Source organism: Allobosea sp. R86505 (genome assembly GCF_042466375.1).
Taxonomy (GTDB): domain Bacteria; phylum Pseudomonadota; class Alphaproteobacteria; order Rhizobiales; family Beijerinckiaceae; genus Allobosea.
In genome coordinates this window covers 476,674-494,302 of sequence record NZ_JAXHPY010000001.1, presented here as the reverse complement: position 1 = coordinate 494,302, position 17,629 = coordinate 476,674, and the positions used below count along the sequence as shown (strand labels likewise).

The 17,629-nt window shown below is 68.0% G+C and carries 22 protein-coding genes and 1 other RNA gene; 15 read left to right on the top strand and 8 right to left on the bottom strand.

Annotated features, from left to right (window positions below; genetic code table 11):
- Positions 1–178 precede the first annotated feature (178 nt).
- From SJY11_RS02385 to SJY11_RS02375, 3 genes are all read left to right on the top strand, one after another.
- The gene (locus SJY11_RS02385; RefSeq protein ID WP_376984868.1) at positions 179–979 is read left to right on the top strand and encodes a response regulator; all 801 of its coding nucleotides are present in this window, start codon (positions 179–181) and stop codon (positions 977–979) included.
- A 224-nt stretch (positions 980–1,203) separates the two neighbouring features.
- Entirely contained in the window at positions 1,204–1,362 is a 159-nt protein-coding gene (locus SJY11_RS02380) for a hypothetical protein (protein WP_326912441.1), read from the top strand.
- A gap of 56 nt (positions 1,363–1,418) precedes the next feature.
- A complete protein-coding gene (locus SJY11_RS02375) occupies positions 1,419–2,138 on the top strand; it encodes an extensin-like domain-containing protein (protein ID WP_376984867.1) in 720 nt (239 codons plus the stop codon).
- Here the strand turns inward: SJY11_RS02375 and SJY11_RS02370 are convergent.
- Positions 2,132–2,488, bottom strand: a complete 357-nt coding sequence (locus tag SJY11_RS02370) for a hypothetical protein (RefSeq protein WP_376984866.1) — start codon at positions 2,486–2,488, stop codon at positions 2,132–2,134. The genes SJY11_RS02375 and SJY11_RS02370 overlap by 7 nt on opposite strands.
- Before the next feature lie 15 nt (positions 2,489–2,503).
- Between SJY11_RS02370 and SJY11_RS02365 the strand changes: the two genes are divergently transcribed.
- Both SJY11_RS02365 and SJY11_RS02360 read left to right on the top strand, forming a co-directional pair.
- Positions 2,504–3,007, top strand: coding sequence for a DUF992 domain-containing protein (locus SJY11_RS02365; RefSeq protein ID WP_326912438.1), 504 nt, complete (start codon positions 2,504–2,506; stop codon positions 3,005–3,007).
- A gap of 193 nt (positions 3,008–3,200) precedes the next feature.
- Complete coding sequence (locus SJY11_RS02360; protein WP_376984865.1) at positions 3,201–3,572, top strand: response regulator; 372 nt, start codon at positions 3,201–3,203, stop codon at positions 3,570–3,572.
- A gap of 59 nt (positions 3,573–3,631) precedes the next feature.
- Here SJY11_RS02360 and SJY11_RS02355 read toward each other — a convergent pair whose 3' ends face one another.
- The 3 genes from SJY11_RS02355 to SJY11_RS02345 form a co-directional block, all read right to left on the bottom strand.
- A complete protein-coding gene (locus SJY11_RS02355; RefSeq protein ID WP_376984864.1) occupies positions 3,632–4,501 on the bottom strand; it encodes a VOC family protein in 870 nt (289 codons plus the stop codon).
- A 121-nt stretch (positions 4,502–4,622) separates the two neighbouring features.
- Entirely contained in the window at positions 4,623–5,864 is a 1,242-nt protein-coding gene (locus SJY11_RS02350) for an NAD(P)/FAD-dependent oxidoreductase (protein ID WP_376984863.1), read from the bottom strand.
- A 70-nt stretch (positions 5,865–5,934) separates the two neighbouring features.
- A complete protein-coding gene (locus SJY11_RS02345; RefSeq protein ID WP_376984862.1) occupies positions 5,935–6,984 on the bottom strand; it encodes a YihY/virulence factor BrkB family protein in 1,050 nt (349 codons plus the stop codon).
- Positions 6,985–7,177: 193 nt separating this feature from the next.
- On the opposite strand from SJY11_RS02345, the gene SJY11_RS02340 reads away from it, so the two are divergent.
- Positions 7,178–7,903: an outer membrane protein gene (locus tag SJY11_RS02340; protein ID WP_376984861.1), complete on the top strand. Its 726-nt coding sequence runs from the start codon at positions 7,178–7,180 to the stop codon at positions 7,901–7,903.
- Positions 7,904–7,916: 13 nt separating this feature from the next.
- Here SJY11_RS02340 and recR read toward each other — a convergent pair whose 3' ends face one another.
- From recR to ffs, 4 genes are all read right to left on the bottom strand, one after another.
- Positions 7,917–8,522, bottom strand: coding sequence for a recombination mediator RecR (gene recR / locus SJY11_RS02335; protein WP_324132596.1), 606 nt, complete (start codon positions 8,520–8,522; stop codon positions 7,917–7,919).
- 147 nt (positions 8,523–8,669) lie between these two features.
- A complete protein-coding gene (locus SJY11_RS02330) occupies positions 8,670–8,990 on the bottom strand; it encodes a YbaB/EbfC family nucleoid-associated protein (protein WP_326912431.1) in 321 nt (106 codons plus the stop codon).
- A gap of 22 nt (positions 8,991–9,012) precedes the next feature.
- Positions 9,013–10,866, bottom strand: a complete 1,854-nt coding sequence (locus SJY11_RS02325; protein ID WP_376984860.1) for a DNA polymerase III subunit gamma/tau — start codon at positions 10,864–10,866, stop codon at positions 9,013–9,015.
- A 95-nt stretch (positions 10,867–10,961) separates the two neighbouring features.
- Positions 10,962–11,058: signal recognition particle sRNA small type (ffs, locus tag SJY11_RS02320), an RNA gene on the bottom strand.
- 193 nt (positions 11,059–11,251) lie between these two features.
- Here ffs and rpmH point away from each other — a divergent pair.
- The 9 genes from rpmH (at position 11,252) to SJY11_RS02275 (ending at position 17,594) form a co-directional block, all read left to right on the top strand.
- Positions 11,252–11,386 carry a 50S ribosomal protein L34 gene (rpmH, locus tag SJY11_RS02315; RefSeq protein ID WP_067253664.1) on the top strand — a complete coding sequence of 45 codons (135 nt, stop codon included), beginning with the start codon at positions 11,252–11,254 and terminating at the stop codon, positions 11,384–11,386.
- Positions 11,387–11,453: 67 nt separating this feature from the next.
- The gene (gene rnpA, locus SJY11_RS02310; RefSeq protein ID WP_376984859.1) at positions 11,454–11,906 is read left to right on the top strand and encodes a ribonuclease P protein component; all 453 of its coding nucleotides are present in this window, start codon (positions 11,454–11,456) and stop codon (positions 11,904–11,906) included.
- 47 nt (positions 11,907–11,953) lie between these two features.
- Positions 11,954–13,834, top strand: coding sequence for a membrane protein insertase YidC (gene yidC, locus SJY11_RS02305; protein WP_376989231.1), 1,881 nt, complete (start codon positions 11,954–11,956; stop codon positions 13,832–13,834).
- A 43-nt stretch (positions 13,835–13,877) separates the two neighbouring features.
- Positions 13,878–14,504 (top strand): CatB-related O-acetyltransferase, encoded by a 627-nt coding sequence (locus SJY11_RS02300; protein WP_376984858.1) that lies wholly within the window; start codon positions 13,878–13,880, stop codon positions 14,502–14,504.
- A gap of 10 nt (positions 14,505–14,514) precedes the next feature.
- Positions 14,515–15,180: a ribosome biogenesis GTP-binding protein YihA/YsxC gene (yihA, locus tag SJY11_RS02295; RefSeq protein WP_376984857.1), complete on the top strand. Its 666-nt coding sequence runs from the start codon at positions 14,515–14,517 to the stop codon at positions 15,178–15,180.
- Between the two features lie 117 nt (positions 15,181–15,297).
- A complete protein-coding gene (locus SJY11_RS02290; protein WP_376984856.1) occupies positions 15,298–16,539 on the top strand; it encodes an alpha/beta hydrolase family protein in 1,242 nt (413 codons plus the stop codon).
- A gap of 106 nt (positions 16,540–16,645) precedes the next feature.
- A complete protein-coding gene (locus tag SJY11_RS02285) occupies positions 16,646–17,014 on the top strand; it encodes a DUF423 domain-containing protein (protein WP_376984855.1) in 369 nt (122 codons plus the stop codon).
- A 60-nt stretch (positions 17,015–17,074) separates the two neighbouring features.
- The gene (locus tag SJY11_RS02280; protein WP_376984854.1) at positions 17,075–17,347 is read left to right on the top strand and encodes a BrnT family toxin; all 273 of its coding nucleotides are present in this window, start codon (positions 17,075–17,077) and stop codon (positions 17,345–17,347) included.
- Positions 17,307–17,594: a BrnA antitoxin family protein gene (locus SJY11_RS02275; RefSeq protein ID WP_376984853.1), complete on the top strand. Its 288-nt coding sequence runs from the start codon at positions 17,307–17,309 to the stop codon at positions 17,592–17,594. The genes SJY11_RS02280 and SJY11_RS02275 overlap by 41 nt, the downstream gene beginning before the upstream one ends.
- The last annotated feature ends 35 nt before the right edge of the window (positions 17,595–17,629 follow it).

Genomic DNA, 17,629 nt, shown 5'->3' with positions numbered 1-17,629 from the left:
GCAAGTCCCGCCTATACGTCAACACCTCCGGCGGCTGCCCCCTGATGGCGATACCGACACGGATAGTCCCGTACAACAGGCTTTCTCGCGAAAGGTTCCGCTGATTTCAAAAAATAAATCGCTTGTCATCGCAGCGTCTGAAGTGCTCATTTCCGGCACGTTTACAGAGGACACCTCTATGTCGATTGCCAAGGAAATTGCGCCGCATCTGCCCTATCTGCGCCGATTTGCCCGCGCCTTGACCGGGACGCAGGCGAGCGGCGACGCCTATGTCGTCGCCATGCTCGAAGCCCTCGTGCTCGATCCTGCCGCCTTCCCGCGCGACATCAATCCCCGCATCGGCCTCTACCGCACCTTCCTCACGCTGTGGTCGTCGGTCGGGCTCAACACGTCGGACCCGGCGGCGCCCGTCACGCTGGGTCGAACCTCCGTCGAGCGCAACCTCGAGGCGCTGACGCCCCGCCCGCGCCAGGCCTTCCTGTTGCGCACGGTCGAAGGCTTCTCGATCGAGGAGGTCGGAGCCATCATGGGCGTCGGCGCCGCTGATGCCGCCGCCCTCGTCCAGACGGCCGGTCAGGAGATTGCCGAGCAGGTGGCGACCGACGTGCTGATCATCGAGGACGAGCCGATCATCGCGCTCGACATCGAGACGATGGTCGAGGAACTCGGCCACACCGTGACCGGCGTTGCCCGCACGCAGCGCGAGGCGATCGCGCTCGTTGCCAAGAAGCGCCCCGGCCTCGTCCTGGCGGACATCCAGCTTGCGGATGGCAGCTCGGGCCTCGATGCGGTCAACGAGATCCTGGCGTCGATCGATGTTCCGGTCATCTTCATCACCGCCTATCCGGAGCGCCTGCTCACCGGTGACCGGCCGGAGCCGGCTTTCCTGATCACCAAGCCCTTCCAGCCGGAGGCGGTGAAGGCGGCCATCAGCCAGGCTCTGTTCTTCGACCGTCGCGCGGGTCGCAAGGCGGCCTGACCGCTTCAGCGATCGCCCGTATCGAGCCCGCGGCCCCGGTGTCGCGGGCTTTTTCATGACGGGCGCGCGCGCCGGGAGCACAGCCGATCGAGCCTCCCTCGCACCTCGTCCCTCCCCCTCTTGGAGCCTTCCGACGCGCGGAACATCCCGGCGCGACTGGCGTTGCAGGGCCGAGGGAAAATACTGGCTGGGTCGTCTGCGAAACCGGGAGGATAGGCATGGTGATGACCTGTATCGCCGCGATGATCGGTGCGTCGTCGCTGGGTGTGGCCCTGTTTGGCGGCATCGTTCCGGTCGGCTCGACGGTCGAAGAGGTTCTGTCGCTCGCGCTCGCGGCGACGACCGCTCTTGCGGTTGCGAGCGCTTCGGCGTTGGACACCTGACCATTAAGCTGCGTTGCGGCCACCTGCATCGTCGAGCGGGGCTTGCGGTCCGAGCGGTGCTTGCGGTCTTCGCGCTGGCCATCACGCGGTCGGCAGCCCTGGCCGAGACGCAGGGTCTTATGCTGCCGCCGCCGCGCCCCCCCGAATTGACAGGGAAGTCGACGCCTGCCGACGAGCCCCGGCCGGAGTCCGGGCCTGCCGCTTCGCTTTCGTCCTGCGTCGCGGCGCTGAAACTGCGGCATGGCGCGGGCGTCCGCATCACGGCTCGTCCGGCGGGCCCAGACGGAGCCTGCATCGTCGTCGACCCCGTCGAAGTCGCGGCGCTGTCGGTGGGGGAGGGGCCCGGCCGGCGTCGGATCGAGTTCCAGCCGCCCGCGATCCTCGGCTGCGAGATGGCGAGCGCCGTCGCGCAATGGGTCGAAACCACCGTCCACCCACTCGCGAAGGGCTATTTCAGGCGCGATCTGGTGGCGCTGCGGGTCGGGGGCGGACATGAATGCCGCAACCGCAACCGCGGCGCCGCGGGTCCCCTCAGCGAGCACGCGACGGGGCGAGCGCTCGATATCTTCGGCTTCGAGATCGGTGAGGCACCCGAGAGACTGTCCGTGTCCGTGGGGCTATCGCCGGATCACCTGAATTTTCTGGCGGCGATCCGGCAATCCGCCTGCGGGGCATTCGCGACCACGCTCGGACCGGGCTCGGACGCGGCCCACGCCGACCATCTCCACGTCGACATCAAGGTCCGGGGCTCGGCCGCCGGCCGCTTCTGTCAATAGGTCTCGGCAGTGGCGATGAGTTCGCGCGAAGCCATCGCGGGAACCGGGGCCGGCGAGCGGTAGTGCCATATGGCTGGCCGCTCCCGACGCGCTGCGCCGGAACGTCGCGCCGCCAGGATGTCGAGCGCCAGCTCGCGCTGGAATCCCTGCAGGATCAGCGATTCCAGTTCCCAGAACGGTGCCGCCGGCATGGCTTGGTCGCTGAGACAGCCGATTGAACGCGGTGCCCGATCCTGACTCACGACGGATAGCCTTTCATGATTCGCGGCAGATACAACGCAGCAGAGATTGACCTGTTCCAGCTTGCGCGGAACTGTGCCCGCTGTGGGGCGTTTGATGGACACCTTCATGTCAGGAGCATCCCGATGATCACGCGGTTTTCCAAGCCGGCCCTCGCTGCTTTCGTCGCGGCAGCAGGCCTTTTGGTTTCCGGCTTGTCCGCATCGGCCCAGTCCGGGGCGCCGGCCGGACGCTTGAGCTGCAATGTCGGTGCGGGACTCGGCCTGATCGTGACCTCGCAGCGGCCGATGAACTGCACCTTCACCCCGCGTCGGGGGCCCCAGCAGCGTTACACCGGTATCGTTCGGAATTTCGGGCTCGACCTGGGCCGGATCCGCGCCAGCACCATGTCGTGGCGGGTCTACGGGCCCTATGCGCGTGCGCCGCTGGGCGCGCTGTCGGGCCGCTATGCCGGCGCGACGGCGGGAGCCTCGGCCGGGGTCGGCGGCAGCGCCAACCTGCTCGTGGGCGGCAGCGGCAACGAGGTGACGCTGCAGCCCCTGTCGCTGCAAGGGTCGCGCGGGGTCAACGTGGCGCTCGGCGTGACCGGATTTGAGCTGTCCCTCGTCCGGCCCGGTCGGCGCCGTTGAATATCCGACGGCCAGGCCGTGCCGGATTCCGCCGTTTGCAGGGTTACGCTTTGCTAACCGTGACCGTTCAAATTGACTTGAATTCGAATGAAGTCGTGCGGCCGGGGCGCAGGGGACCGGAACATGGGCAACGCTCTGCCGTTGTCCTCCCACGATCTTCAGTGTTCACAGTGTAGAGGAGGAGCGGGAGTCGATGACTGATATCCGCATCCTGATTGTCGAGGACGATCCGTTCATCGCGATGGACATCGAATCGGCGGTGGCCGAGCAGTTTGGTCTCGCAGCCGAATTGATTGTCGTGGATTCCGTGTTGCAGGCCCAGCGGGCCGCGACCACGGCGCACTTGTCCTGCGCCCTGCTCGACATCGACGTCGTTGGCGGGAAGACCTTCGAGGTGGCGGCCAACCTGCTCCAGAAGGGCACGCCCTTCGCCTTCGTCTCCGGCTCGACGCCAAGCGACGTGCCTGAGCCGCTGCGCGATGTCCGCTTTCTGCGGAAGCCCTTCTCGACGCGCGACATCACCAGTTTCGTCACCGCCGCCGTTACCCCGTCCGCCAAGGCCTGAGCGGAGACCGCAGACTGAACGGAAGGGTTGCGCCGCCGGTTTCCGGCGGCTTTTTGCATTCAGTCGCGAGCGGGCACGAGCGCCAACCGATTGCCCCAGGGATCGTCGATCGTCGCGCCGCTGGCCGCTTCGCTGCCGCCGGCAGCCAGCATGCGACGCCGCATCGCCGCCAGCTCCGCCTTGTCGCGGGCGATGATCTCGAAGGCGGAAAGCCCCGCCTCACCAGGCTGACGCGGCCCAGCGCCACGGCTGTTCCAGACATTGCCGGCGATGTGGTGGTGATAGCCGCCGCTCGCCAGGAAGCTCGCGCCGGGATAGCGAACCATCAGCTCGAAGCCCAGCGCGCCCGCATAGAAGGCCTCCGCCGCCGCGATCTCGCCCACCCGCAGATGGATGTGCCCCATGCGGGTGCCGGCCGGCATGCCGGCATAGGGGCCGGGCCGGGCCTCGGCGAGCAGGGCATGGAGATCGAGCCGCTCCGTCGCCATCCGGATCGCGCCGTCGCGCCTGGGCCAGTCGGCCGGGGGCCGGTCGCGATAGATCTCGATGCCGTTGTCTTCCGGATCCGACAGATAGAGTGCCTCGCTGACCAGATGGTCGGACGCGCCTTCCAGAGGCAGCCGGATCGCCGCGGCATGGGCGAGCCAATCGGCGAGATCGGCCCGCGAGGGCAGCAGGATGGCGAGATGGAACAGGCCGGCCGCCGAGGTGGACCGGGTCGCGCCGCGTTCGAGCCGCACCAGAACCTCGCCGTCGATGCCGAGGTCCGATGCATCGGCGGTCTCGGCGATGACGTCGAGCCCGATGCTGTCGCGGTAGAACGCCGTCAGGCCGCGCAGGTCGGTCACGCGCAGCGTGACGGTTCCGATGTGAAAGGGGGCCTGCAGGGCCTCCAAAGCGGGTCTCGACAGATCAGCGACCGCGGCCATGGCCGTCTCCTCTTCGCTTCGCGGCAAAACGCGCCGCGAGCCGAGAGATGACCATTGCAGTCGGGTTTGTCTCCTGCAGAGGTTGCAAGCATTCGATTGCAACCTCGCAACCGACCCTTTGTCAGCTCCGAGACGGGTCGGGCCGATCGATTGCGAAATGGCTGAACCAGGGGGCTTCGACGCCGCCGATCAGCGCCCCCATCAGCCGCGAGGCGAGAAAGCTGAAGGTGATGCCGTTGCCGCCATACCCATAGGCAGCGAGGAGCCGGGGATGGCCGGGAACGCGCCCGATCAGCGGCAGCCCGTCCTCTGTCTGCCCGAAGGCACCTGACCAGGCATGGCCGAGGGTCGGCGCCGCTCCGGGCACGAGCGCCTGCAGCTTGGTGAGAAGTGCCGCCGTTTTCTGCGGCCCGGCCGCCTTGCGGTGGTCCGGATCGTCATTGTCCTCGTCCTCGCCGCCGATGATGATGCGCCCGTCGACCGTGGTGCGGCAGTAGACGTAATCCTGCGAGGCCTCCCAGACGAGGGCGGGGCCGGGCCAGAGCACCTCGCTTGCCTGCGGCAGCGTCGCGATCGCCCAGCTCGAGGCAACCCGGTGCAGGTCGCTCTTCACGCAGTCGGGCATGACATAGCCGGTCGCCAGCACGACATGACGCGCCTCGATCGTGCGGCCGCAGTTAAGCGTCACCACGGCGCTGCCGGCGGTGCTGTCGAAGGCGACGGCCTCGCCACGGATGAGCCGCGCGCCGCGTGTCGCCGCGACATGGAGCAGCGCGTGGCAGAGGCTGAGCGGATCGCCTTCGGCGGACCCGGGGGAGACGATCGCGGCCGCCCGGTCGAAGCCGTAATGGCTCTGCAGCGTCGTATGGTCCAGCAACTGCCCCGGCAGGCCGGCCTTGCCGCGGAGCGCACATTCCTCAAGCAATTCGCGCGGGCCGATGTCGCCGGCCGCGAGATAGACCGTGTCGCGCGGATGGAAGGCGCTGCCGAGCCCGAGCGTCGCGACGCTCTCGATCAGGCCCTCGACCGCCTTGAAGCTGCGTCGATAGACATCAGCCGCCTTCTCGAAGCCGTAGAGCTCCGCTAGGCGGCGCAGGGGCAGGTCGATTTCCCATTGCAGCATGGCGGTGCTGGCAGCGGTGCTGCCATAGCCCTCGCGCTCCCGGTCGACGACGATCACGTCGTGGCCGAGTCCGGTCAGGTGCTCGGCCGCCAGCGCGCCGGTGATGCCGCCGCCGATGATCGCAATGTCGCAGCGCGTGTCTGAATCGAGGCCGATGCTGGCGGGCCGGGGCGGGCCGGAGAGCCAGGGGCTTGCCCCATGGCGCAGGTCTTCGTGGCGGGTGCTGTCGGGATCGAGCATGGCGTGAGCATCCAGTCCGAAGCGGTCGATGGCGACCGCCGGGGAAGTGTCGGGAAGAGCAGGCAGGTATCTAGCCGGCGGTCGGCGGGCCGATGGTGTCGGCCATCCGGGCGCCCCGCAGCCCCATCGGCTTGGGCGTACCGGTCGTCGTGTCATGGGCGGTCTGGTGCTCGAGTTCGGCGTTGAACTCGGCGCCGGCCAGCACGATCATCGCCGAGAGCCAAAGCCAGGTCATGAAAACCACCACCGTGGCGAGCGAACCATAGGTCGCCGTGTAGTTGCCCAGCGTGCTGACATACCAGGAGAAGGCCCAGGAGGCTGCGGCCCAAAGCAGGGCGGCAGCGACGGCACCGGGCATGACCCAGATGAAGCGGGCGCGTTCGCGGCTCGGACCGACCCAATAGAGACAGGCGATCGCGAGCGTCGCCATCACGAAGAAGGTTGGCCAGCGCACCAGCCGTACCAGGCGCTCCACCTCGACGGCGAACGGAAACAGCGCCGTCACCACGGGCAGGCTGGCGATCACGATGAGCGCGGTCACCAGCAGCGCAACGCCGCTGATCGTCGTCGCGAGCGAGATCAGGTTGAACTTGACGAAGCTGCGCTTCTCATCCTCGCGGTAGATGATGTTCAATGCGTCGAAGACGGCCTTCACCGCCGTGTTGGCTGACCAGGCCGCGACCGAGAAGCTGATCAGAAACGTCAGCGACAGCGCTTCGACATTCTGGCCGGCAAGCCGCATCGCCTGTTCATGGATGAGGTCGCGCGCCGCCTCCGGAAAAACCGCCGTCACTGTGTCGAGCTGTTCCACGATCGTCGCCGAATCGGTCAGGAAGCGGTAGATCGTGACCAGGAGCGAGAGCGCCGGTACCATCGAAAGCAGGGTGAAGAAGGCGACCGCCCCGGCGAGCGAACTGATCCGGTTCGCCGCGACATTGGCGGCAAAACGCAGCATCACGTCCTTCCAGCCGAGCCAGGTCATCTGCCACGGCGCCTGAGCCTGACGCCCGCGCGCGGCTTCCCGGCCCCGGCGCGACAGTCGGCGGGTCAGGGCTTCGCCGACATAGCCCAGGGCGACGCCTGCACCGGCCGCGCCGGTCATCCGTTTCAAAAGTGACATGCAAAACGCTCCACCACCTCACCCATTCCGGAGCGGCAGCACCGCCAAGCAACCGCGCGGCGGCGGGAAGGTTCCCGGCACGCCACCGCGCGCAGCGCAGTTAGCCGATCGTTAACCTTAATGCTTTCTGATCATCGTCACAGTCGCCGCGGCAACGGCGAGCCTTTCGTTTCGTAGATGTGTTGAGGTTGCGATGACGATGCATCGGAAAGCCGTTCTCGCCGGCCTGATTCTCGCTTGCGGCTCATATCTCGCGGCCGCACCTGCCTTCGCCGCTGATCCCTCATCGTCCCGCCTGCTGCCGCCGGCGCCGGCGCTGCCAGCCTTCTATTCCTGGACCGGTCTCTATCTCGGCGTTCAGGCTGGCTATGCCTGGGGTCGCGATAGGACAACCCTGTCCGACACGTTCGGCCGGGCCTTCAACGGGGCGGCCTTCCGTCAGAGCTCGGATTCAGCGCTCGGCGGCGGCCATGCCGGCTTCAACTATCAGACGGGCAGCCTGGTCTTCGGCATCGAGGGCGATGTCGAGGCGCTGGACGGCGGCGAGACGCTCATCGCGCCCGGCATTTCGGCAAGGGTCACGCGCGACTGGCAGGCCTCGCTGCGCGGGCGCGCCGGCTTCGCGCTCAACCGGTTCATGATCTACGCCACCGGCGGCGCGGCCTTCACGGAATTCGGCTACCACCTCGTCGGCGCCGCTGCGGCCGCGCCCGAGACCCTGGACCGGTCGCGGACCGGCTGGACAGCCGGCGCGGGCGTTTCGTTCGCCTATACCGACAACCTGATCCTCGGCGCGGAATACCGCTACGCCGACTTCGGCAAGGTCGGCCAGGCGGCCCGCGGCCCGTTGCTGGGTCTGAAAGTCCGGCAGGAGCCGACCTTCCACACGCTGCGCGCCAGCCTCGCCTACAAGTTCTGACCGAAACCGGCCGTCAGAAGCCAGTGCGCTGGCGGATCGCGGCGGCGAGCGTGCCGTCGTCGAGATAGTCGAGTTCGCCGCCCACGGGCACGCCATGGGCCAGCCGGGTGACCTTTAGCGGCAGATGCGCCAGGAGATCGGTGATGAAATGCGCCGTGGTCTGGCCGTCGACCGTGGCGCTCAGCGCCAGGATCACCTCCTTCACCGCCGGGTCGGAGGCGCGCGCCACCAGTGCGTCGAGCGAGAGATGCTCGGGCCGCACCCCGTCCAACGCCGAAAGCACGCCACCCAGCACGTGATAGCGACCCGGCACGGCGCCGGAGCGTTCCAGCGCCCAGAGGTCGGAGATGTCGGCGACGACGACGATCAGACCGTCGTCGCGGCGCGGATCGCGGCAGAGCCCGCAGGGGTCGCTGGTGTCGACATTGCCGCAGGTCGAGCAGACCACGATCCGCTCCCGCGCCACGGCCATTGCCTCGGCGAGCGGGCCGAGCAGCGCCTCGCGCTTCTTCACCAAATGCAGCGCGGCGCGCCGTGCCGAGCGGGGCCCCAGGCCCGGGAGCTTGGCCAGCAGCTGGATCAGCCGCTCGATCTCGGGGCCGGCGATGGCGCGGGACATCGTTCTACCCTGTCATTCCGGGGCGGCCGAAGGCCGAACCCGGAACCCACGACCGGGCGAGCCATGCCTGTTTGACTGAAATGGGATCGAGCCGGTCGTGGGTTCCGGGTTCTTCGCTGTGCGAAGCCCCGGAATGACAGGCCGACGTCAAAACAGCTTCATGCCGGGCGGAATCGGCAGGCCCTTCGTAATCTCGGCCATGCGCTCCTGCATCACGCGCTCGGCGCGCGTGCGGGCGTCGCCGCAGGCGGCCACGACCAGATCCTCGAGGATCTCGCGCTCATCGGCGACCATCAGCGAGGGGTCGATCTTCACCGCCTTGAGCGCGCCCTTGGCCGTCATCGTCACCGTCACCATGCCGCCGCCGGCCGCGCCCTCGACCTCGATGGTGTCGAGCTCGGCCTGCACATTGGCCATCTTCTGCTGCATTTCCTGCGCCTGCTTCATCAGGCCCATGATGTCGCGCATCGGGTCGTCTCCCTCTAGTCGGTCAGAAATCGATGCCGTCGAAATCGGGCTCCGCATCGTCGAAGAGCGGCTCCCCGTCGGGCAGGTACTCATCGGCGGGAGGTGCCGCCTCTGCGATATCGGCCTCGGCCGCGCGGGGGTCGCGCACATCGACGATGCGCGCGCCCGGAAAACGCTCCAGCACCGCTTTGACGGCCGGGTGCGAGGCAGCGTCGCTTTCGCGCTGGCCCTTGGCGGCCTCGGCCTGCTCGCGCAGGGTCGCGCCGCCCTCGCCATTGACCACCGCGACCATCCAGGTCTGGCCGGTCCATTCCTTCAGGCGGCGCGAGAGATCGGTCGCGATGGTGCGCGAGCTGCCGCTCGCCAGCGAGAACTCGATCCGCCCCTGCTCGAAGCGCACCGGGCGGACATCGCGCTCCAGCGCGAGCTTCAGCGTGATGTCGCGGTTCTGCGAGGCGAGCGCGACGACGTCCTCGAGCGAGGCCACCGTCACGGCCGGCAGGGCCTGGGCGCGCGGCGCAGGCGCCATCATCGGTGCGGGGTTGGCGCTCGCCAGCACGGGACGCGCCGCCAGCGCCGTGTTGCCGCCGCCCGATGGCGGTCGCGGCGCGGAGGCCGTCGCCTGGCCTCCGACCGTGCCCGAGCCGTCACGCAGCATCCGCAGCGCCTCGTCGGGGGTTGGCAGATCGGCGGCATGCGCCAGGCGCACCAGCACCATCTCGGCGGCCATGATCGGCCGGTCGGCCTGCTTCACCTCACTGAGGCCCTTCAGCAGCATCTGCCAGGTGCGGGCGAGAATGCGGATCGACAGGCGCTGGGCGAAATCGCCGCCGCGCACGCGCTCCGCCTGGGACAGGCCATTGTCCTTGACCGCCTCGGGCACGAGCTTCAGCCGTGTCACCAGATGGGTGAACTCGGCGAGGTCGGAGAGGACGACGGTCGGGTCGGCGCCGGCATCGTACTGGCCGCGCAGTTCGCCCAGCGCCGTGGCGATGTCGCCCTTCATCACCGCCTCGAACAGGTCGATGACGCGGGCCCGGTCGGCGAGGCCGAGCATCGAGCGGACATCCTCGAGCGTGATCGTGCCGGCCGCATGGGCGATGGCCTGGTCGAGGATCGAGAGCGAGTCGCGCGCCGAGCCCTCGGCGGCGCGCGCGATCGCGGCGAGCGCCTCGTCATCGGCCTCGATGCCTTCCTGCCGGCAGATGTTGTCGAGGTACGGCACCAAGACGCCGGTTTCGATACGGCGCAGGTCGAAGCGCTGGCAGCGCGACAGCACCGTCACCGGGACCTTGCGGATTTCCGTCGTCGCGAAGATGAAGCGCGCATGCGGCGGCGGCTCTTCCAGCGTCTTCAGGAAGGCGTTGAAGGCCCCCGTCGAGAGCATGTGCACCTCGTCGACGATATAGACCTTGTAGCGCGCCGAGACGGGGGCGTAGCGCACCGCATCGTTGATCTGGCGGATGTTGTCGACGCCGTTGTTGGAGGCGGCGTCGATCTCCTGCACGTCGATGTGCCGGCCCTCGATGATCTCCCGGCAATGGACGCCGAACTCGCGCAGGTCGGTCGTCGGAGCGCCGCCGCCATCGGCCGTCTGGTAGTTCAGCGCCCGCGCCAGGATGCGGGCGGTCGTGGTCTTGCCGACGCCGCGCACGCCGGTCAGCATCCAGGCCTGCGGAATGCGGCCCGCGGCGAAGGCGTTGGTGAGCGTGCGCACCATCGCATCCTGGCCGATCAGGTCGCCGAAATGCGCCGGGCGGTATTTGCGGGCGAGCACGCGATAGGGGGCCGCCACCGTCGGCGGCGCCGGCGCGGGATCGAAGCCGGCAAAGCCCGGTTCGTCGGCCGGGGGCGCTGCGTTGCTGTCGTCGCTCATCGGTCTGGTTTGGCGGTTCGCCGCGCGAGGGTCAACGCCCGTTTCGATGCGGCGTCCGCACCCTGAGGCCGTCGCCTCGCGGGGCCTGTCGCGACGGTGGGAGGCTGGACGAAGACCCGTTCGGTCTCGTTAGGGCTGCTTCCTTCCGGACCTGACCCGGTTGGCGAGTGAGACGTCCCTCGCCAACCTCCCGCCCGCTATATCGGGGATAAGCCCGGCGAGTGCAAGCGCGCCTTCGGCATTGACTTGGACCGGGCCATCCGTCATAAGCCCGCCACTTGCGCAACCCTCGGGGCGGCGCGGAACCATTCGCATGCAGGCTCGGTCGGCCACGCTTTCTCAGGAAAGCTGCGGCCACTGTGCCGACGAGCCCCGGAGACGGACGATGAAGAGAACCTATCAACCCAGCAAGCTGGTCCGCAAGCGCCGCCACGGCTACCGCGCCCGCATGGCGACAGCCGGCGGCCGTAAGGTCATCGCCGCTCGTCGCGCTCACGGCCGCAAGAAGCTCTCGGCCTGAGTGGCCGGCGCGTGACAGCCGCGCGCCGCATCCGCGAGCGTTTTTTCCGGAAGACTGGCCAATCGCCATGCGCCTCGCCCGTCTGACGCAACGCAAGCAATTCCTGGCGGCGGCCGATAAAGGCCGCCGTTTTCGTTCGTCCGCCTTCACCGTCCAGGTTCTCGACGGGCCGCAGCGCGCGGCCGGCGAGCAGCCCGAGCCGGATGGCCTGCGTCTCGGCCTCACCGCCTCTCGCAAGGTCGGCAACGCCGTCATCCGCAACCGCATCCGGCGGCGTCTGCGCGTGGCGGCCGAAAAGGCGTTCGAGGCACAGTCCGGCCGGCCCTGCGACATCGTGGTCGTGGCACGGCCGGAGACGCTGACCGCCGATTTCGACATGCTGGTGAGCGAGCTTGCGGTCGCGGTCGAGCGGGCGCGCCCGCAGGGCCAGGGGCGCAGGCCGCGCCCGGCTCCGGGCCCCGCGGCCGGCAAGACGCGAGGCAAGGGCGGCGAGCGCCCGCCCGGCCCCCAGAACGACTGAATCCCCCGAGCCCGACGCGGCGTCAGCGAGATCTGTTTCCGATCATGATGAAAGAAGACAACCGCAACCTGCTTCTGGCGATCACGCTTTCCGTGGTCGTGCTGTTCGGCTGGCAGTACTTCTACGGCGTGCCGCAGATGGAGAAGCAGAAGCAGATCGCGCAGCAGAACCAGCAGGCGCAGAGCCAGACGGCGCCGGTGCCCGCACCGGGCAGCGCGCCGGCTCCGGCCGCCGTGCCGGGCCAGACCGTGGCGCCTGCCGTCGCTCCCGCGACCGGGGTGGCCCTGACCCGCGACCAGGCCCTGGCGCAGAGCCCGCGCGTGCGCATCGAGACGCCGAAGATCGCGGGCTCGATCGCCCTGACCGGCGCCCGCCTCGACGACGTCTCGCTCAAGGCCTATCGCGAGACGGTCGATCCCAACAGCCCGATCATCGTCCTGCTTTCGCCGCTCGGCGGGCCCAACGGCTACTATTCCGATTTCGGCTGGGTCGCGGGGCCCGGCGCCGCGGTTGCGCTGCCGAACGCCAGCACCGTCTGGACCGCCGACGCCCAGGTCCTGACGCCGGCCAAGCCGCTGACCCTGACCTGGGACAATGGCCAGGGCCTGCTCTTCCGGCGCATCGTCACCGTCGACGACAACGCGATGTTCCAGGTCAGGGACGAGGTCGAGAACAAGGGTGCCGCCGCCGTCACGCTGTTCCCCTATGCCCAGGTCGTTCGCCACGGCCGGCCGCCGACGCTCGGCTACTATGTTCTGCATGAAGGCCTGATCGGCGTCCTCGGTGAGCAGGGCCTGCAGGAGTTCACCTACGACCATGTCGACAAGGAGCCGCTGCTCGCGCCGGGCACCAATGGCAGGGTCTGGAAGGACGTGAGCGGCGGCTTCGTCGGCATCACCGACAAATACTGGGCGGCGACCGTCGTTCCCGACCAGTCGCGCAAATATGACGGCCGCTTCTCCTCGGTGCAGACCGGCGCGGCGCGCACCTACCAGGCCGATTTCCTCGCCGAGGCCGTGACGCTGGCGCCCGGCGCCAGCGCGACGAGCACGGCCAAGCTTTTCGCCGGCGCCAAGGAAGTCGCCGCCATCAACGGCTACGAGCAGAATCTCGGCATCAAGCGGTTCGACCTGCTGATCGACTGGGGCTGGTTCTACTTCATCACCAAGCCGATGTTTTTCCTGCTCGACTGGATCTACAAGCATGTCGGCAATTTCGGCGTCGCGATCCTGATCGTCACGCTGATCCTGAAGGGCCTGTTCTTCCCGCTTGCCTCGAAATCCTACGCCTCGATGGCCAAGATGAAGGCGCTGCAGCCGGAGATGCTGGCGCTGCGCGAGCGCTATGCCGACGACAAGATGAAGCAGCAGCAGGCTCTGATGGAGCTGTACAAGACCCAGAAGATCAACCCGCTGGCCGGCTGCTGGCCGGTGCTGGTGCAGATCCCGGTGTTCTTCGCGCTCTACAAGATCCTGTTCATCACCATCGAGATGCGGCATGCGCCGTTCTTCGGCTGGATCCGCGACCTCGCGGCGCCGGACCCGACCTCGATCTTCAACCTGTTCGGCCTGCTGCCTTTCGCCGTGCCGGCCTTCCTGCTGATCGGCGCCTGGCCGATCCTGATGGGCATCACGATGTTCATCCAGATGAAGATGAATCCGGAGCCGCCGGACCCGATCCAGAAGATGATGTTCACCTGGATGCCGGTGTTCTTTACCTTCCTGCTCGGCTCGTTCCCGGCCGGCCTGGTGATCTACTGGAGCTGGAACAACCTGCTCTCGGTGATGCAGCAGGGCTACATCATGCGCAAGCACGGGGTGAAGATCGAGCTCTTCGACAACATCAAGGGCATGTTCGGCAAGAAGCCGGACCCGGCTGCAGCCGGGGCGTCTGTGCCGGCCAAGCCCGCCAACAGCAACAAGAAGTGACGAGCGAGGGCGGGGATTTCCCCGCCCTTTGCCTTTGGTGCCGATGCCGCTTCCCGATCCCCTCACGCGCCATCCCGTCCCCGGCTGGAAGGGCACTGCCTTCCTGAAGGCGATCGTCGATCACCCGCTGATCGAGGTCGGCGACTACAGCTACTATGACGACTCGCGCGGCCCCGAGCATTTCGTCGCCCGCTGCGTGCGCTACCATTTCGAGGATGTCGGGGACCGGCTGGTGATCGGCCGCTTCGTCGCGATCGCCCAGGGCGCGCAGTTCGTGATGAATGGCGCGAACCATCCCACCGCCGGCTTCTCGACCTATCCCTTCGCCCTCTTCGACGTCGAAGGCGCTCCGCCGCGTGCGCAATGGCCGGGTCGCGGCGACACGATCATCGGCAACGACGTCTGGATTGGCCGCGAGGCCGTGATCATGCCCGGCGTGACCATCGGCGACGGGGCGATCATTGGCACCCGCGCGCAGGTGGTGAAGGATGTGCCGCCCTATGCGGTGGTCGCCGGCAATCCCGGCCGCGTCATGCGGATCCGCTTTCCCGCCGAGATCGTCACGGAGCTGCTCGCGATCGGCTGGTGGGACTGGGATGCCGGGAAGATCGCCCGCAATATCACCGCGATCGCGGGTGCCGACATCGACGCGCTGCGCCGGGCCGTGTAGGCGTAACGCCATGACGACCAGCGCCACCACCCCCTTCACCGACGACGAGATCGAATCCGCCCGCAAGCTCTTCGAGGGCCCGTGGGATTTCGTCTGGGCCTCGACCCATATCGACGACCTGCCGCCGATGGTCGGCCAGGAGATCGCCTTCGCCGGCCGCTCCAATGTCGGCAAGTCGAGCCTGATCAACGCCGTAACCCGTCGCAATGCGCTGGCGCGGACCTCGCACACGCCGGGCCGGACCCAGCAGCTCAACTTCTTCCGGCAGGTCGGGGGCGACGAGCGCCTGACGATCGTCGACATGCCCGGCTATGGCTATGCCGCCGTCGGCCGGGCCAAGGTCGCCTCCTGGACCAACCTGATCCACAACTACCTGCGCGGGCGGCCCAACCTGATGCGGGTCTATCTGCTGATCGACGCCCGCCATGGCCTCAAGGACGTCGACAACGCCGTTCTCGAAACGCTCGACAAGGCCGCGATGTCCTACCAGGTCGTGCTGACCAAGGGCGACGCCCTGAAGCCGGCCGACCAGAAATTCATGTGCGAGGCGACCTATGACGAGATCAAGCGCCGCCCGGCCGCCTTCCCCGAGGTGCTGCTGACCTCGAGCGAGACGGGCCTGGGCATCCCGCAACTGCGCGCCGCCGTCGGGCGTGTGCTGGCGGAGCGGGGCTGAGTCCCTTCCGAAGGCGAAGGCCACCAAATCTTTACATCGGCCATGCAGGATGCCGGGCGTGCCGCGGCGACGGCCGGGGCATGACGACCCGGTGCCCCCGGCTGGCTGGGGGCCTTCATGACGATCCTGAACCGCATCCGTTCGTTGGCCGTGCTGCTGGCGACGACCCTGGTTGTCGCGGGGCCGGTCTCGGCCCAGCAGGCGGCGCCGGCATCGGCCCCCGCAGCGCAGGCCACGCCGGTCAAGGTGGCGTCCGGCGTCCAGTATGAGCTGATCGGCCGCTGGGATGTCGCCCGGCTCAACCGGATCCTGACCACCGACACGCCCAAATTCGCCGGGATCACCGTCAGCTACACCCCGGCGCGCAACGCCGTGAAGCTCTACCGCGTCACCTATCCCTCGGTGGTGCCCGAGCAGGGCAACCGGCCGATCTCGGCGACCGGGCTCCTCGCGGTGCCCGACACGGCAGAGACCGTCTTCCCGATGGTCTCCTACCAGCACGGCACGGTCTACGGAAAGGAACAGGTCCCCTCCTTCCCCGAGCAGTCGCCCGAGACGCAGCTGATGATCGCCCAGTTCGCGGGCCAGGGCTATCTCGTCACCGGTGCCGACTATTTCGGCATGGGCGCCTCGAAGGAGCCGGAGGGCTACCTCGTCAAGGGCAGCCACCAGCAGGCGACCTATGACATGCTGGTCGCCAGCCGCGCCGTGCTGGCCGATCTCAAGCTCGCCGACAGCAAGCTCTTCCTCAGCGGCTGGTCGCAGGGCGGCTTCGTCACGCTCGCCATGCTGGAGAAGCTCGAGGCGGTCGGGATGCCGGTCAAGGCCGCGACCACCGCCAGTGCCCCGGCCGATGCCTTCGCCGCCTTCAACGGCTTCCTGAATTTCCCGCGCAAAATCGACGCGAGCTGGATCACGACGATCTTCATCCTCAACGTGTTCTCCTTCGAGACCTACCACAACATGCCGGGCCTCGCCCGCGCGCTCCTGACCGACGAGACCTACGAGATCTCGCGCAAGGCCTATCTGCGCGAGCCTTTCGACCAGAACGCCGTGCCGACCGACCTGCGCAAGCTGATCCGGCCGGAATATTTCGACGCCCAGTTCTTCGCCAACTCGGCCTATGGCCGCCTCGTGGCCCAGACCAGCGCCTATCGCTGGGTGATCAAGACGCCGGTGCGGACCTATTACGGCCTGACCGACGAGGCGATCCGCATCGAAATCGGCCAGCTGCCGATGACCTATCAAAAGGCGATCGGCAACGACAAGGTCGAGGCGGTGCCGACCGGTGACACAAGCCACCGCGGCACCTTCGCCACCGCCGTGCCGCAGTGGAAAGCCTGGTTCGACGGGCAGTAAGGCCGCGCGTCACCGGGCCGCTGCCGCTCCTGCTTGACGGGGGCGGTTGGCCGCCCCATCCCAGCTGCGCGTCCCGTGGGCCGCGACGCGCAGCCCGGGGATAACGATGACCGCAGCGAAGATCCACCTCGTGCTCGCCGCCCTGATGGGGCTGGCCGGTGTCGCGCTGCTCGCCGCAGCCGCCCATGTCACCGGCGCCAGCAACGTCCAGACGGCCGGCCAGATGCTGCTGTTCCACGCGCCGCTGGTCTTCGGCGCCACCGTCGCCCGCAAGGCCGGCTTCCTCGCCGATCTCATGGCGCGCATCGCGCTTTCGCTGATCATCGCCGGCGTCGCGCTGTTCGCGGCCGACCTCTCCCGCCGCGGCTTTTCCAGCGAGGCGCTGTTCCCCCGCGCCGCGCCGATCGGCGGTTTCCTCATGCTGGGTGGCTGGCTGGTGCTGGCGGGGTCGGCGCTGTTTGCACGGCGCGACTGACATCATTTTCGTAATACGGAAATTGACTTTCCAGCCAACCGTGCCACATAATTGGTTCTTGTGAAGATCGCCTTCCACGACGCGAAACGTGACGCGACATTGGCAGCGCGTGGACTCGATTTCGCCGATGCGGCGGTCCTTTTCGCTGGGCCGGTTCTGACCCAGCAAGACGACCGGTTCGATTATGGCGAAGAGCGCTTCCTGACGTACGGGCTGCTCGCCGGCCGTCTCGTAATGGTCGTGTGGACGCCGCGCGGCGAGGCGCGACATGTGATTTCGATGAGGCATTGTCATGAACGCGAAGCACAGCGTGTCCTCCCAGCCCTTCGTTGACCCCGATGATGGGCCGGAATGGACAGACGACCAGATCGCCCGTTCAGAGTTCGCGATCGGGGACAAGGTGATCCGTCCGGCCCAAGGCACGCTCACGCGCGGTCCCGGCCGGCCCCGGCTCGACGAGGCCAAGCAGGTCGTGACGCTGCGTCTGGAACCCAGCCTGATCGAGGCCTATCGGAATGAGGGGGCGGATTGGCGAGCGAGGATGGCCGAGGCGATCCGGAAGGCCGTGCGGCGCGCCTGACGCCGGCGGGTCGTTTGTCCGCTTCCTTACGCCAG